The organism is Natronosalvus amylolyticus (assembly GCF_024298845.1).
Taxonomy (GTDB): Archaea; Halobacteriota; Halobacteria; order Halobacteriales; family Natrialbaceae; genus Natronosalvus; species Natronosalvus amylolyticus.
Map to the genome: position 1 here is coordinate 1,013,486 of NZ_CP101156.1, position 16,537 is coordinate 1,030,022.

The 16,537-nt window shown below is 53.2% G+C and carries 13 protein-coding genes, 1 tRNA gene and 1 pseudogene; 8 read left to right on the top strand and 7 right to left on the bottom strand.

The window, feature by feature from the left end:
- The first annotated feature begins 37 nt into the window (after positions 1–37).
- The 5 genes and pseudogenes from NLK60_RS04740 to NLK60_RS04755 all read left to right on the top strand — a co-directional run bounded on the left by NLK60_RS04740 (position 38) and on the right by NLK60_RS04755 (position 7,094).
- The gene (locus NLK60_RS04740; RefSeq protein WP_254809743.1) at positions 38–229 is read left to right on the top strand and encodes a hypothetical protein; all 192 of its coding nucleotides are present in this window, start codon (positions 38–40) and stop codon (positions 227–229) included.
- Positions 230–232: 3 nt separating this feature from the next.
- Entirely contained in the window at positions 233–4,510 is a 4,278-nt protein-coding gene (locus NLK60_RS04745; RefSeq protein WP_254809744.1) for an Eco57I restriction-modification methylase domain-containing protein, read from the top strand.
- Between the two features lie 405 nt (positions 4,511–4,915).
- Positions 4,916–5,011 (top strand): annotated as a pseudogene (locus NLK60_RS19665) (TATA-box-binding protein); the annotation flags it as partial.
- 479 nt (positions 5,012–5,490) lie between these two features.
- A complete protein-coding gene (locus tag NLK60_RS04750) occupies positions 5,491–6,138 on the top strand; it encodes a hypothetical protein (RefSeq protein WP_254809745.1) in 648 nt (215 codons plus the stop codon).
- Positions 6,139–6,140: 2 nt separating this feature from the next.
- Positions 6,141–7,094, top strand: coding sequence for a hypothetical protein (locus NLK60_RS04755; protein WP_254809746.1), 954 nt, complete (start codon positions 6,141–6,143; stop codon positions 7,092–7,094).
- 52 nt (positions 7,095–7,146) lie between these two features.
- Here the strand turns inward: NLK60_RS04755 and NLK60_RS04760 are convergent, their stop codons facing one another.
- On the bottom strand, positions 7,147–7,380 hold the full coding sequence (locus NLK60_RS04760; RefSeq protein WP_254809747.1) for a DUF8139 family protein: 234 nt from the start codon (positions 7,378–7,380) through the stop codon (positions 7,147–7,149).
- A gap of 420 nt (positions 7,381–7,800) precedes the next feature.
- On the opposite strand from NLK60_RS04760, the gene NLK60_RS04765 reads away from it, so the two are divergent.
- Positions 7,801–8,406: a hypothetical protein gene (locus tag NLK60_RS04765; RefSeq protein ID WP_254809748.1), complete on the top strand. Its 606-nt coding sequence runs from the start codon at positions 7,801–7,803 to the stop codon at positions 8,404–8,406.
- Position 8,407: 1 nt separating this feature from the next.
- A complete protein-coding gene (locus tag NLK60_RS04770) occupies positions 8,408–8,698 on the top strand; it encodes a hypothetical protein (protein ID WP_254809749.1) in 291 nt (96 codons plus the stop codon).
- Between the two features lie 331 nt (positions 8,699–9,029).
- Here the strand turns inward: NLK60_RS04770 and NLK60_RS04775 are convergent, their stop codons facing one another.
- The gene (locus NLK60_RS04775) at positions 9,030–9,842 is read right to left on the bottom strand and encodes a hypothetical protein (protein WP_254809750.1); all 813 of its coding nucleotides are present in this window, start codon (positions 9,840–9,842) and stop codon (positions 9,030–9,032) included.
- Between the two features lie 418 nt (positions 9,843–10,260).
- On the opposite strand from NLK60_RS04775, the gene NLK60_RS04780 reads away from it, so the two are divergent.
- On the top strand, positions 10,261–11,130 hold the full coding sequence (locus NLK60_RS04780) for a hypothetical protein (protein ID WP_254809751.1): 870 nt from the start codon (positions 10,261–10,263) through the stop codon (positions 11,128–11,130).
- Positions 11,131–12,116: 986 nt separating this feature from the next.
- On the opposite strand, the gene NLK60_RS04785 is transcribed toward NLK60_RS04780, so the two are convergent.
- The 5 genes from NLK60_RS04785 to NLK60_RS04805 all read right to left on the bottom strand — a co-directional run bounded on the left by NLK60_RS04785 (position 12,117) and on the right by NLK60_RS04805 (position 16,284).
- Positions 12,117–12,191, bottom strand: a tRNA-Val gene (locus NLK60_RS04785).
- A gap of 404 nt (positions 12,192–12,595) precedes the next feature.
- Positions 12,596–13,129: a cob(I)yrinic acid a,c-diamide adenosyltransferase gene (locus tag NLK60_RS04790; RefSeq protein WP_254809752.1), complete on the bottom strand. Its 534-nt coding sequence runs from the start codon at positions 13,127–13,129 to the stop codon at positions 12,596–12,598.
- Between the two features lie 286 nt (positions 13,130–13,415).
- A complete protein-coding gene (locus tag NLK60_RS04795) occupies positions 13,416–14,522 on the bottom strand; it encodes an ABC transporter ATP-binding protein (protein WP_254809753.1) in 1,107 nt (368 codons plus the stop codon).
- The gene (locus NLK60_RS04800; protein WP_254809754.1) at positions 14,519–15,337 is read right to left on the bottom strand and encodes an ABC transporter permease; all 819 of its coding nucleotides are present in this window, start codon (positions 15,335–15,337) and stop codon (positions 14,519–14,521) included. Before NLK60_RS04800 ends, NLK60_RS04795 begins: the two co-directional genes overlap by 4 nt.
- Complete coding sequence (locus NLK60_RS04805) at positions 15,334–16,284, bottom strand: extracellular solute-binding protein (protein ID WP_254809755.1); 951 nt, start codon at positions 16,282–16,284, stop codon at positions 15,334–15,336. Before NLK60_RS04805 ends, NLK60_RS04800 begins: the two co-directional genes overlap by 4 nt.
- Positions 16,285–16,537: the final 253 nt, after the last annotated feature.

Here is a 16,537-nt window from a genome sequence, read left to right on the forward strand (position 1 = left end):
ACTATGTTACTGGGATGATGTGATCCTGGTATCGCTAATGACCCGAAAGAAAATCGGGCGTAACACCGGGAAATCCGGGCGGATCAACGTCTCAGGATCCGAGTTGGAGCAACTCGGTGTCGAGATCGGCGACGCAGTGGATGTCGACGTCGTCGATGCCAAAGATATTGCGCATGCAGTCATCGATAGCAAGGACTCTGAAGAATTCCTCATCGTCACCTCCGCCTAAGAAATGCAAACAGCACTCACCTACCGCACGAACCGAGACCTGTTCTCCAACCACTACCTGGATGAGCATCTCCCTGAAACGGAAGAATGGGACGATGTCAGCGACGAAGAATTGGAAGCTGCGTACGAGGACATCAAAGATCTCTGGGAGCGCGAAAAAGCGACTGCCCCGAAACGTAACGAGTCGCAGCTCGAAGAGAAGTTCATCCGTCCGATGTTCCGGAAACTGGGAATCCCCTTCGAGGTCGAGGAAAGTACCAGCCGTACGCAGCGCCGGCCAGACTACGGTTTCTTCGAAACCGAGGATACCGCCCGTCGAGCCTTCGAACGCCGCGAAGAAGGTGGAGATTTCTACGAGAACTCCGTTGCCGTCGCCGACGCCAAACGCTGGGGTCGGCCACTTGACACACGGGGGAGCGGTGAACACGAACGCGACTTCGAGAACCCGAGTTACCAGATCCACGTCTACCTTCAGGAGACTCCCGCCCGCTGGGCCGTCCTGACTGACGGGAAGAAGTGGCGGCTCTACTACGGACCGACGAGCCACCGGCTTGACTCCTACTACGAAGTTGATCTGCCGACGATTCTGGAGAGCGGCGATCTTGAGGACTTCAAGTACTTTTACCTCTTCTTCCGGCACGAAGCGTTCCTCGAAGATTCCAGCGGTGACTGTTTCCTCGACGACGTCTACGGCGAATCTAACGTCTTTGCCCAGGAGTTGGGAGAGGATCTACAGGACAACATCTACGAAGCGATCAAGATTCTCTCGGAGGGTTTTCTCCAATTCCCAGCAAACGATCTCGACGAAGACGATCTCGGGCTGATTCACGACTCGTCGCTCATCTACCTGTATCGGCTCATCTTCGTCCTGTACGCCGAAGCGGAGGGTCGTGAGTTGCTCGACACGAGCAACGAGATTTATGAGCAGTCCTACAGTCTAAACAACCTCAAGCAAGAGGTTGCTGAGGAGATCGACAGCGGAAACCCCTCGTACCGTGACTGGCAGGACAACCTGTGGGATCAACTGGACGAGCTGTTCAAACTAATCGACCAGGGGAGCAAGTCCCGAGGCATCCCAGAAGATGACCTCTACATCCCAGCGTACAACGGCGGGCTGTTCCGAACGAATCCGGACGTAGACGACAGTCCTGAAGCCCGATTCCTTGCAGAGCACAAAGCTGGTGACGCTTACCTGGCGAAAGTGGTCGAACTCCTGACGCGAAGCGAGAACGGCAACGGTAGTGGGAAAATCTTTGTCGATTACTCCTCGCTCGACGTCCGTCACCTCGGTAGCATCTACGAGGGGCTGCTGGAGTATCAGCTAAACGTCGCTGATGAACCGTTGGCCCTCGACGACGGTGAATACGTAGTCCCCGATGAGGACGACGATGTCATCGTACAGGAAGGCGAGGTATACCTAACGACTGACAGTGGTGAACGGAAGTCCACAGGTTCGTACTACACGCCCGAATACGTCGTGGAGTACATCGTGGAGGAGACACTCGGACCACTCGTCGAAGAGATTCGGATGGATCTTGCTGGGCAAAGCGCGTACAACGAAGGCGGATTCGCCGCCGAGTTCGCTGAACGCGTCTTCGAGTTGAAAGTCCTTGACCCCGCAATGGGAAGTGGTCACTTCCTCACCAGCGCCATTGATTACCTCGCTCGTGAAATCATCGATGCCCAAGAAAAGCAGGCTGCGCAGCAAGGCATCGAGACAGTTGATGAAGATCACGACATCAATTGGGCACGCCGGCAGGTTGCACAACGTTGTATCTACGGTGTAGATCTAAACCCGCTGGCCGTGGAGTTAGCAAAAGTGTCGCTATGGCTTCGGACACTTGCGGCGGAGCAACCGCTGGCGTTTCTGGATCATCACCTCAAGACCGGCAACTCGCTTGTAGGCAGCGACATCGAAACTGTGCTGGACAATGGCGACCCCAACAGCGGTATCGAGGAAGGGCAGCTCACTTTACAGGAGTCTTTCGATCGGACACGCCAGAAGGCACTCGAACATGTCACCGACCAGTTCGAAGACCTACTTGCCATCGACAACGAGACACTGGACGATATCAAGGAGATGGAGGCCGTTTACGAGGATGTCCGTGATGATCGGCTGTACCAGCATCTCATTGCCATGGCGAATGTCCATACTGCCGAGCAGTTCGGCCTCGACATACCGGACGATGCTTACGAGCGGATGGCTAAGGCCCTGCGGGACGGTTCGTGGGCCGACATTGAGGAACAGGGCTGGTATCGGTCGGCGCAGGAGATGGCTGAGGATGACCTGTTTTTCCACTGGGAACTGGAGTTTCCAATTGCATTCTACGAGCAGGACGGGGGGCGGATGCAAGATGGGGGGTTCGACGCAATAATCGGGAATCCACCGTATGTCATTTTCAAGATTCTTGAAGATAGTCTCCGAGATTACTATGATTCAAAATTCGACTCTTTCGTAATGAAAGGAGATATTTATATATTATTCATGGAGTTGGCATCAAAGATGCTCAAACAACAGAGGAACACTGGCTATGTTGTCCAAAACAAATTTACAAAAGCGAACTATGGTGAGAATATAAGGGGTGCGATAGCTGAAAACGAGACAATTCATCAAATCGTTAATTTCAATGATTCGCCTGTATTCGACATAACGGCTTATCCATTAGTGTTAATTCGGAGCAAGTCCGAACCCCCCGAGAACCACACATTTGAATGGAAGGAAATAAGAGAAGAGAGTTCTCTTGAGATTCAAAAAGCCCTTCAAGAAACTGAATCTACTTGGTCAATTAAACAGGAAGATCTTTCAGAGGGGATTTGGCACCAATTTGTATCGGAAGAAGGGCTCTCTGCGGACACTATACAATTGGGGGAATTTGCAGAACAGATCGGCGAAGGCGTAGCATCTGGCCTTAGAGATGTCTTTACAGTGGATAGAGCGACGGTGGAGCAGGAAAAGCTTGAAAAGGAGTTTGTTAAACCGGTTTTGCGAGGCGGTGACGTTTCAAAATACTCAATCGATGAGTCTGACTTGACGTTCTTGATTTATCCATATCGAATTGATGGTGGTGATCATAAGCTGGTAAGTGAGTCAGAAATACCTAATATTATCAACTATCTTCAAGAGTACGAGGATGACCTCCTTGAAAGAAGGAACTTTGGATCGAGGCTGGTCGATCAAGGTTATGAATGGTATGAATTCAAGCATGCTCCAGAGGGAGTTTCAGAACCAAAAATATTATTCCCGGACATTTCTCCTGAAAACCGATTCGCGTATGATGAGATGGGCGAGCTTTTTTGTCTAAATACGGTCTATTACTTGACTCGTAGTAGTAAGCTTACAGAATACGACTCTCGGTATCTAATTTCTGTCCTGAATAGTAGCTTCTTGGACTACTTATTTGAGAGTATGTCTCCAAAAGTTAGGGGAGGGTATCTTCGATACAAAACACAATATGTTGAACAACTCCCTATCCCGTCAGTGGGTTTTCACACACCGGCCTCTGATCGTTCAGACCACGTCTCGACACTTCTAGATTGTTACGACACTTATCTAAATGGAGATGCTCAGAAACCGATTCCTGAAAACGATGATACAGCACACGACTTTCTAATAGAACTCTCCGAACGTATGGGTCAAATTAAAAAGGAACGCGCTATGCTCAATATCTCACTTTTGGATTATATTGAAATATCTACAGAGGGGATCCCAGACACAATTCAAGACGAAACGCTCGGTGAAATCTATATTCCCGTGTCGGGTATCGCTGATTCACCGCTGACTAAGACCATCGAAAAGTATGAGGGATTGCGCGTTGAGGACGTCTCCCTCAAGAACGACGGCGGGCGACTAATGCTGTCGGTGGATATCAGTTACAAGCCAGATGAGGACGATCCCCGCGAGACCGACGCCTACGGGCGACTCACCGAGTCGGAGTTCGAGACCTACGAGGCAATGGCCTTCGTCGGACTCTCGGAGACCGAGCAGACGCTGCTGCGTGAGTTCGTCCCTGTCGCCGTCGAGAATGCTGGGGGCTTTGCGGGCTTTCGGCAGGGCGCGACCAAAACGAACTCGCCGCTTGACCGCCTGAAGGATCTGACCCTCCCCGACATCGACGAGGTTCAAACCGGATTAGAGCAGTACATTGAGGTACGCAAGCGTGCTGATGAATTAGAGAAGGAAATCGAGAAAACCGATCAACTAATCGACGAAATAGTCTACGATCTCTTCGGCCTGACCGATGAAGAGATCGATATCGTCGAAGAAGCAGTACAGGAAGACTGACTTCAAGCCCAGTGACGAAATCCCGTTTACAGGCGGAGAAAGGTAACCCGCAATTAGGAACATCCCCACAGTGGCCACCTGCTTCATGTTTACATCACAGAGGGCCAACTCCGGAACCTTCCGAGTGGCCCGCCCCTCATCAAGTGGATCGACTCCATCGCTGACCATCAGACAACGAAGCAGATCGATTCACCACTTCACCATGACCTCCGAGAACGCGCAACCCGTCTCAACATCGCATACCGGGACGACCGCCTCCTCCCGCCAAAAAACAATCGCATCCAAATCGAATCGTACCAGGTTCAGGGGCCTACAAGATTCTGAACTGGTGCAACCATCGATACCTCATCGGCGACGAAGTCTGATTCGGGAAAACCATCAAAGCCGGCATCCTCATGAGAGACACTCGATGACGACGTTAACCTGAGCGCGCTTTCAATCGAACTTAGGTTAGAGTCAACCGAGTACGAGCCCGAACAATTCCCTGGCCTCATCTATCAGGCATCAGTTTCTTCACATAGAGGTCAGAGTGCTTTCGATGGATGCAAGCAAAATCAATCCCGGACTGGACGCTGAATACGGTTACAGAGCCTTCTTTAGACGCTTGAACCCAGGTGATTGAGGGGTACTCAGCCGGTCAAGCATTCAGGTAAGCGGGAAAGCGATCCGAGGAACAGCTCAAAATCACTCGTGAGCCAGACTCATCCGCGGAATGAGCGCTCTGGATATTCGGGACACCGCAGATCATTACCGCACTGACCTCAATAGAGCCTTTGAAACCTTCGGAATTTGGCATCTAAACAAGGCCTAATATTTTCAACCGACGCGATGAGTATGAGGATCTGATGATTGGGCATGAATGCGTATACCCAGACGTTGGTCGGTAGAGGCGCGCTAGCCGTTAGTGAGTGGGAATCAGAGCAAGATCGGAACTTATATTCAATTTGCCGACAATACAACCACATCCGAGGCCGTTTGCTGTGACCATCACACAACGCGAAGAAGAAAACTTCCAAGCCGAGATCGGGGACTTTCACGCCCAACACTTCGAAGACCAGTGTTACCCCGCCGCCGTCAAGAATATTGTCGATAGGCTCGCAGACAGGAAAGACAAGAACGGGATGTCGATGAGTCTGAGCGATGTGAACGACGTGTGTGGGTACAAACGCGGACTCCAGTGCGAAGAGGATCTCATCCCGGAGCGTCTCACTAACGAAATCACAGAGTACGGCTACGAGACTGTTGTCGAGACAGCGCCAGAAATGAATCTTGACAAGCTCGACAACATTATCGAAGATGACAGTACATCGCTACCGATTGTGGAACTCGATCCAACGTACTTCGATGAGGTTGCCGAGCGAGTTGACGGATACCACCCACAACCCTCAGTGGAGCGTGAGCTGGCGCATGTGGTGATTCCATACAAAGTGAATAGCGAAGAGATATTGTACTACGACCCATACGAAACATACCACAAGAAGCAGCCCGGTGTCGAAGACGCGCCGTACCGATGGCCACTCATGAACTTTGTCGAACTCTGGAGTGGTGATTACGAAGAACGCTGGACGCTCTGGCTGGCACGTCGCGGGTACGAACTAACTGACATTGACGGGACTTCGGAGGACTAGATATGGCGAGTACATCTACGGAGCCACGGTCGAAAATCCGGTTCGATGAGCCGGAGGACATTGAAGACGAGGTGGAATTGAAAATCAAGCGCCGGTTCGGTCGCGGGTTATTCGTCGATAAGTACGACGTGATGGACGACGCTATAACGATCAAACTCGGGAATCAGGTTCCGAAGGACGTCAGTGACTGTCGGGAACGCGACCGGGTGCTGAAGTTCATTACGTACAAACCGGTGTTCACGCTGAAAGCGGAAGCGACCAGGAATGGGTATCTGATTGAGTTGCCGAATCGGAACGAGATTTACGAAGGGTTTGTTGACAGGAAGAAGATGGTGGCGAGGCAACTTGACACCACGATGGCGAAGTCCATTTACGAGGAGTTGGCCTCCTTCGGGCCGGTGCAGACGCAGTTGAGTGGTGTGAAGGATATTTTGTGGGCGGTTCGGGAGAAGCAGCCGGTTGACGAAGACGAGATTTACGCTATGCGTGGGCGAGATAGCGTTGATCAGACGCAAATGTATCTGCACGTGCTTGAGCAGACAAAGTTCATTCGCAGGTCGGATAGTGACTTGTACAGCGACGAAAACCTGGACGCGCACGATGAGCTGGAGATTGAGTCGGATGAATTCAGTAAATTGGTACTGGGTCAGATTGTGCAGAAGGCATACCACACGCTCAAAGATGAACTGAATCTGACGCTGCTTCAGCACTACCCGAAATACGCCGGATCGTACTATTACAGCGCTTTGCAGCGAGACAAGTCGGATCTTCGGCTAGACGTTGAAACAATCACGGACAACCTGCACACGGTGTATGGAGACGACCATGTGCACAAGTTTACCGTGGAGAAGAAACTGAACGAGCTGGCGCGAGCGAATGTGGTGCACAAGGACGACGATCTGTTCTATGGAGATGCAGATGTGTATATGGATGTGGCCAGTCAGACCCCAGTCTGATTGATGAGTGAGACAATTTTTACGTGCTGGTACTCCGTGATCACTAAAAGGTCTATTCAATTGGTGGCCGCAAATCGTGATGCCTGAAGTCAGCGCACGTCCCGTCTTTGAATTCAACCCGATAGATCACGCCATCCATCTGCTCACCGGTGATCCCCCCTGCATCATCTGACAACACTTTCTTGACGTAACCATGGTTCCCGTGGTGTAACTTATGGTCTGGATCACGCTCATCAGGAATATCGATCCGGACGTAGTCTCCTTCATCGGGGCTGAAGTCCTGCATTGTATGGCAGTCAGAAGCCAAGAGGCTTCAGTAATTGGGTATCACAGATATCATGAGGCCCAGGGGCTATAGAGGAATAGCTACTTGTCCCCCATCCCTGTTCCCGACACCACCAATGATCCCTTGTAACTTATCGATGTCTTGTGATTCTGTAGGTTCCGTTGTCGTAAATAGCACTGATAACGGACTATATTAGTCAATTACTGAGTGCTTGGCGATATAGTCGTGCTGTCGGTCTATGCTTCATGCTGTGAATCGGAATATGGGATCCTGAGGGGTCTAAGGGCGGTTTGTCGGGTTCTCAGTCGCAAGGTTTTAAGTAAAGATTGGCGCATATGCCTGTCTGCGAGATGCAGCAGAATCGAACACGATTCGCACGGAAGGTTACGACAATTGCCCAACATTCAGAGTGATAGAATAATGCCACTCAAAGCAACAATTGAACACAACGGAGTTGATTACGAAATAGACCTAGACGAACTCACCAACTACGGTGATTACTATCTTACTCGTGGCCGAGACCTCATTATTCGAGCAGAGGTCTTTACCACGGGAACCAAGAACAGTCGTCACATTCGAGATCCTGTCGAAGTTGGCACTGACTACGAGATAGTCCCAGTAGTGGTTGATCGACCTAATGTCCGACAACAGATCCATGCCAAACTGGGGATCGACATCTATGACGAGGAACTAAACCGGATCGTAGAGGCCTATGAAAAGGCCGGGTGTGAAGTGCTAGAAAGCTGGACGAGTGAATTGGACGGTGACAGAATTCTCGGTAAAGAGCGGCAAGGAATCTTGTCAACGGATATAGACGACCCCTTGACGGGATGGGAGAATGACTTCGCACCTGTCGTCGATCAAGTAGCATGGGAACATGAAGAGATGACACGCCAGGAAATAGTCTCCGTCCTAACACAAGTCTCACCGGGATTGCACGAATTCAGCGCCAAAGTTGAACTGAGGAAGACACCAGAAGTGACTAGCATACTTCGCGGAAGTGAAGTTCGTACTTCCGACGCTTAATATGCAGTCACAGCAAGGGATTCAAAGCGTGGACAGCACATTCGCCGAGAAGATCCTCAAACATAGATCTGAAAGTGGGAAACCGTTCCCTGAGAAGGTCTGCGCGTGGTTGAATCTCGACGCGGGTAGTGAAATCACGTATCAGAACGGCACGGACCAGGCGGATACGGTTCGAGAAGAACTGAATCACGATTTCAAAGAGTTAGACACGGAGATGTTCGTCGGATCGAATTTCGTCCTGTCGTACCTCGAAAAACAAGGGGTCCGGTTCCTCACGGATCTAGAGCTCTAGAGGTGGATTGAGAACGGTGACGATGTCTTCTATGACGTATTATTCTAGCTGAACACACTGTACGCGGTCACCCGAGGTAACGTCGGATCGAACATGGTACTCCGTTATTCACATGTGGTGTGCGGGGGGCCACTTCGCACGACTTGGGGCTTGGCGTTGCGTCTGGTCAATATCGATGGGATTGGTGTTCTGGTGGGAGCTTTGCGGCGTCTGAGCGAAGCGCTGGTTCTACACACGCGCAGCCCTCCACATAGATCGTCCTCTTCGTCGCCGACCGGCGAGCCGCGCGGCGTGTGAGCAAGAGCACTGAAGAAGATAGTATCGGAAATAGTTACAGCTGATTGCGGATTTGACCGAAGGTGATAATACGATTGAGACCAGGAGCACTCATCGCGTCGATATGGTCTTTCTGGAGAATGTGCATCGGGATGCGGCCAGACTCGACTCCTCGGATAGTCTCTACCGAGGGATTGACCTGAATCGAGCTACCACTTGTCAACGCTCGGAGAACTGTCCCAGCTATCTCGTGATTCCGGGTAACCCAAACTGCTTCACCCCCAGCCTCCATCAGTTGTTCGTAATCCTTCCGGATTGAGTCATAATCGTTAATCCCGACTCCGTTCCCGGTAGCGTCTGGATCCGCGCTCGTGCGGCCAGCCTCCACCTCTATCGCGGCGATTGTTTCTGTCCCTCGCCCCATAGCGACAGCGTCGATTACGCCGCCGTTTGAGCGTGTGTACGTTTGAACGTACTGGACATCGTCTCGGCTATCGTAGTATCGGCGGGCGAGTTCCACACCAACGCGGTGTGGTGTGTGGTCTCCGAGATCACCAACTCTTGGCCCATGTTTCTGCTGCAACCGGCAAGCTTCTTGGCCATTCCTTGTTACTGAGTAATAGACGCGCCGGTTGGTTCCAACGTGTTTTCGGACGAGGCCAGCGTTACGAAGTTTCTGTTCATTGATATCGTACAAGGATTTTATCGTCGCCGCCATTGATTGGGTCAGATCGTATCCTTCCAGTTCTCCGTTAACAGCCATGACGACCGCCCTCATGAATTTCGCCTCGTCTCGCGTAATGCCGTACTCATTGAGCCGATCGTCTGTCACTCCAACTGCAGTAACTCGTTTCACGGGGACATTCATTGCTGATTATTAGTCTATGGCGGTGGATAAGCGCTGACAAAATGGTAGCGCCTGGTCTATTGGGATTAGTCACACCGGTTTGTATTTCACTCAAAGCCGCGCGGCTTGTGAGCGCGACCACGTCTCTGCCGTACGATGAGGGTAAATCCCATTATACCAAACACCATTTACGGATACTACCGTGGGGCGCATTACCCACGGCGTTCCCCTCTCACCTCCTCAAAAATCTTTAGAAGTTTTGCGAACCTCTCAGAATAAGCCAATTAATTCCCGCCCAGTATTCTACCCAGCTTTCTCCACCAAAAGGTTTCGCCCAGGGGTTCTGCACCCTTTCGCGGAGAGTAACGCATCCGGTGCGAAACTCCCTACGAAAGAGGCGAGGGCTTATGCCGGTGGTGTCGATGGTATAAAATACACAATGAGTGCAAGTACAAACAACGACAACGATGACGACGGACAGCTCTCGCTTAGCGAGGCGTTCAACGTAGCGATCGACGCCGACGAGTCGGATGGGGACGCTGAAACGATAGTTCTACTTGCATGGGGAGATGATCCCGGCGACGCAGCTTCCTCCGCTCATCGAGTAATCTGTGCGAGCCTGGCGAAGTTCGATAACGAGTTCATTAGCACCGACAAGGCATGCTCCGCGATTCGGAGCGGGTCGGTATCCGCACCAGGAAACCTTGGTGAGGGCGCGTGCATCTGGTGGTCAGACTCGGCGGACTGGTTTGAGCTCGATGAGACAATCGACACGTGGATTGGCGACGCGACGGAGTTCGTGATAGTTGATAAGATGATCGCGCTCGGTGATAGGATCGACCGTGTCCAGGAGCGACTCAACCGTATCCTCCAGAATGGTGCGACCGTGGTTTTGGTGAACGACGACACCCGCATTACCCCAGCCGACCGGGACATCGTGTCCGCGATCTTCTCGGGACTTGACCGAGCGGGCCCGGCGCTTCAACGCGCGGCGGAACGTCGGGACATCGCTGACTGGACTGAGGGGCGACAATGGTCTGGTGGCCGCCCACCGTTCGGCTTCGAGGCAGTTGACGGGCGGCTCGTACCTGGCAACGACTTCGACCGCATCCGTGCAATTCTCGCTGAGGCGAATGATCCGCATAGTGATATGTCGCGGCGGCGAGCGGCGTTTGAGCTAGGGACGTCTGAGCGTACGATCGGCCGCATCCTCGATGATAACAGTCGCCGCCAAAAGTATGGGCTGAGACCGACAGACTGGGACGCTGAAGAGCACTACCGAGAGCAAAGAAATTGTAATTCCCGATAATCTTCTAGTTTCTCTTACTTACGGGCACTCATTGGCGACCTGTCGGTCCTGTTCGCCGTTGAACTCCTAAGCGTGCGGATAGTGTCGACACAAGGTTAACAGACAATCCACACATACCAGACTGAGTTAGGAGATGTAGAGGTCGGTGGAGATTGGGTGTGCGAAGACTGGATTGGGCGTCTCTAGGCAAGGAATTCGTTAACTCCTCTGATCACTAGAGAGATTCACCGAGAAGTTATGCAGAGAGATTCCAGACCAATGAGCCAAGATAAGGTCACGGGACCAAAATTAGGATTCACTCACGACTGTAATGTCTCGAATTAGCTGTCCGACAATCACTGTGGACGCGATGACGATCGTCACCGCGAGCACAGTACCCGAGAGGACACCGATCAGGACCAAGATAGCTACGACGGCGGTGATGAGCGATGAGAAGTGTGGCAAGTTGCATCCGTTCGGCAGCGTTGTGCAACGCGGTGTTCATACCATCTTGAAGCAGTGGAGTTACTAAAATCCAATCAATGCACACCAGGCCCGGGTGGTGCGCGCGCTGGTTGGCAATCTAACCAGTAGTGAATAAAGGGAAGCCGGTAGTGAAACATCAGTGGTGAAAGTGAAAGAGTTCGCCACGGGTCACGCGTCACATTAACTGCAGCGAGTGGGGTGCACGTCAGTTGACCCTAGGCAGGGTAGCGATTCTTCTACACTCCGTACGCGTAAGAGAGTTGACGATCCGGGCGCGAATCCGAGATGTGAATTTTAACGAAAAAGTTTGCTCGTGTTGATCACAGGTGTGTGAGAGACCATATTGCAGGTGGATTTAAGTGCTCCTTCCACCAAATACGTAGACGTGCCTGGGGTGCGGGACACGATCGCTATGTTCGTTAACGAATTCAAAATCGGCCTTCGCCAACTGAATGCGGAAAGTGCCGATTCAGTAGGCTCAGTGTGCGAATATTGGTCCTTCAAGATCGCGTGCGAGAAAATGGGTTGGGGCAGATTTGAACTGCCGACTTCCTCCGTGTGAAGGAGGTATCATAACCGGACTAGATCACCAACCCGCACGCCAATCTATCCGGGGGTTAAACTTAAGCGTTCCTTTCAGCGACGACGCCTCGAGCACCGTCGAAACAGCCCTACCGTCGTCCGGGCAAACTCGAGAACGCACCTCGAACGCGATCGACACGTCCTGGCTCCGGCTCGGATTCAGATTCGCGGCCAAGTTTTGTGCGGACGGTCCGCTCGAGGGTCCGGACTGTCGATGTGAGACCACGTCGTAACTGTCTTCCAGCTTGACGAACGTGATACCAGGCATCGCTGTAGTGTGGATTCATCGTATGATCGAACCGTATAGGCCACGAGACAATATAGCCCTTTCGCAGACAACACAATCTCGAGCGAGATAGTCACAGTCCCTAGCAGCCGAAAAAATCACACCACACGCCTCGAGCGATCTGGCGACCGTTCAGTACGAGGGAGATTCTTCGATTTCGCCATCCCGCATATTCACCACGCGAGCGAGCGTAAATAGCCCATCCGAGAGCCGATTGAGATACTGGACAGCCGTCTCGTTTATCGGTTCGGTTTCGGCCAGTGCGACGCCCCGCCGTTCGGCCCGTCGACACACGGCTCTGGCGTGGTGCAATCTCGAGCCACTGTCACTCCCGGTCGGAAGAATGAACGATCGAAGGGGCTCGAGTTCCTCGTCGTGAGCGTCGATCCACGATTCGACGGTTTCGATGTGCCCCTCGCGAACGATCGGATCGTCCTCCGATGGGTCGGGGTTGGCGAAATCGGCGAGTACGATGTGAAGATGGTTCTGGATCGCCTGAAGTTGATCATCGATATCCTCGTAGCCCGTCGGTCGAATCGAGCCGATGAGCGCGTTGAGTTCGTCGACGGTTCCATACGCTTCGATCCGCGGGCTGGTTTTCGACACGCGGCTCATATCACGAAGATCGGTCTCGCCGTCGTCACCTCGACCAGTGTAGATAGGCATCGAGTTAATCGATGGCCGCGGTGTACTTAATTGTCGCTTCGAACGGCTCCACCAGGACCTCACTCGAGATGACTGCCCTGGAACCACAGTGGATGCCTGACAGACTGCCCGACCCCTCCCAGCGGTCACCTATGGGGTGAAATCATGTGATATGACCCGTATGTGGGACCAGAAGATGTGAAAACACTCGAGTTCATCGCAGCCCAATTGTATCTATTGCACGCTCTCTCCCAAGACGGCGGCACGATAGGCGTCTAAATCGTTCCACTAGCTCCTATACTGGTAGTCAGAAACTGGTTTCTGGGAGCGCAGTGGAACCCACACGCCCACGGCCGCCGGATTCGAAGACCGTTATTCGGTCTCGTGGGAGCTCGATCGTGCGTTTGTCTCCCTCTCTCGGGGGGCGTTCAGCTGTCTCTACCACGAACTCGTGGCCAGTGGCAGTCTGGACTGTCACATCGTATCGACAGCCGATATCGGCCACAGACACGACTTCACCGGGGAGTGAAAGATCGTCGACTGTCGTTCCTGCAGGTGGCCGTAGCGATACATCCGCAGGGCGCACGTGACACGTAACGGACGTTCCCTCGGGGACGGTAACCGCTTCGTCAGAGAGGGTGAATTCTCGCTCCCCCACCCGGAGGATAGGCGGTTGCCGGGCAACAACCGTTGCCGAGAACGGGTTCGATCGACCGAGGAACGATGCCACAAACTGGGTTGGTGGTGAACGATAGAGACTTCGTGGTGTTCCGGAACCGGAGATATGACCGTCGTTCATCACGATGAGTCGATCGGCAAGCGCCATCGCCTCCTCCTGGTCGTGGGTGACGAACAGGGTTGTGACTCCGGTTTCGGCCTGAATTCGGGCAATTTCCTCACGCATTCGCTCGCGTAACTGCCTGTCCAGGGCCGATAGGGGTTCATCGAGGAGCAACACGTCTGGCTGTGGCGCGAGTGCTCGAGCGAATTCGACTCGGCGTTGCTGACCGCCACTCAGTTCAGACGGATACGCGTCCCGTTGGTCGCTGAGATCGACCAGTTCGAGATACTGGTTCACTCGCTCAGTTCGCTGTTGCCTGTCGAGGCCACGCGCTGTGAGCCCATAGGCGACGTTCTCACTGACACGCATATGAGGGTACAGCGTCGGTTGCTGGAAGACGATCCCGACGTGGCGCTCCTCGGGTGGTTCTCCAGTTACGTCTCGGTCGCGGAGTGCTATCCGTCCTGCCGTCGGCTGGACGTGACCGGCGATCGCCTGAACGATCGTTGTCTTCCCACACCCACTGGGACCGATCAATGCGACGAGTTCGCCTTCCTCGAGTCCGAACGAGACACTATCAACGGCTAGCTCGGCACCATAGCTGTGTGTAAGCTGGTCGATCTCGAGAATCATCGTTCGACCACCGTCGGTACACGGCCGAATCGTTGCACTATCGCGAGAACAGCGAGCGTAATCCCGAGCAGTGCGAGTGCAAGCGGTGCGATCGAATCGATACCACCCGCGATAAAGTCAACCCAGATGCGAGTCGGCATCGTCCGTGGGTTGTACGCAACCATCATCGTCGCACCGAACTCACCGATCGCTCGAGCAAACGTCAGAATAATACCTGCGACGATTGACCCTCGAGCGAGCGGCAGTGAAACGTTCCAGAACGTGGAGAGCGGACCGTACCCGAGCGAGCGAGACGCCTGCTCTAACCGTTCTTCGACCGCACCAAACCCGGCACGGGCGGTAATAATCACGAAAGGAGCAGCGACAAACGTCTGGGCGAGGATGACACCGATTAAACTGTCAGTGAGTGAAATACCGACAGCCGCGGCGGCAGCACCTATCGGGGTAAACCGGCCGACAGCAGTGAGGATCATTGCACCACCGACGACCGGTGGGACGATAAGCGGCAAGATCACGAGCGCTTCAACGAATCGTTTTCCGACGAATGACCGTCGAGCCAGGACGTACGCGAGCGGGACGCCGAAAACGGTGGCGATCGCCGTCGAAACTGGGGCTGTCAAGAGAGAGTTTCGAATCGCCACCTGCGATTCGGGTGTGGATAACCCCGCGACGAGGTTTGCCGTGTCAGTTCGAGCGATAAATGCGACGAACGGGATTGCAAAGTAGACGAGGATGAGTGCACCGAGGAGCGCGGGGACGAGCAGCTCTGGCAACCGTTTTGACCGCTGCCTCGGAGAAAGGTTTGCGAGACTCATACAGTGATCCCACCCGGAACGTCACCTTCCAAACGAGGTACGCTATCTTCTACCGACAGCCCGGCCTCGACCAGCAAGTCGGTCTCATCGATGAGAAACTGAACGAGGTCGTGTCCGGCTTCGGACGCGTCCGCTTCGTCGTTCACCGTTGCGTTGTACAACACTGGACGCCCTATTGCAGTGTATCCTTCTTCGTCCGTCGTGAACTCGACAGTCCCATAGTGGTCTGCCAACGCGGGTACTGCAAAGTTGTACTCGTCGGGAAACTCGAAGAAGGGCATGTCGTGATCGATCGCCATATTCCGGTATACTATGGCTGCTGCCCGCGACCCGGTTTCTACCCCGGCCATCATCTGCGGTTCGTCCGGCTCCTCGTAAACGAGGCCCATCATTTTGTCCCGGAATCCGTCAAGATCGTACTCGTTTTCAGCCAGCTCGAACGCCTGCACAGCCCGGTACCCAAGGGGATCGAGATCTGGATCTCCGATCGATATGTCGCCCTCGTTCGACTCGAGCGCCAGTTCGTACCAGGGTTCACCGTCCTCGAGGCCCCGTCCAAACTCCGTCAGTTCGTTGTATCCGATACCGACACTATTCGTTGCAAAGACGACGTCCCAGTGGGTGAAATCACCGTACAGTCGGTCTCGCAGAAGCGTTGCGTCGGCGCTGACAATGACGTCGGGGTGTTTCGTCCGGTCTTCGACCATTCGCATCACTGCATTAGCCCCATAATACTCTCCATGGATCTGGATACCGGTTTCCTCCTCGAACGCTGGTCCGATGTGGTCTTCGAACGTACGTGCGAGACTGCCGGCTGACAAAACATGTACCGAACTAGAACTAGCTCCCAAACAGCCCGCAAGCGTGGTACCGAGGACACCACCAACCCTGACCAGAGCGCTACGGCGACTCACCGCCCGCTGGTTGTGAGAGCCACGAAGAGACATATGAGTCAGTCATATTCCCACACATATATAACCGCCTCCAGTTCCTAAACCGTAGTAATGTAACCAATAGTGCCTTCATTTGGGAGTGAATAATGGGTCACGAAACTGAAAAAGTAATCATCACCACACGGGAGAAACAGAGTAACCTGTAGAGCCAGTGAAAGTCTTCGCACACCCTCCCCGAAGACTTCGCGGCTGTAGGTGTGTAAATCGTTTCACTGACTACAGTAGTACTCTCCCAAACGTCGACGTG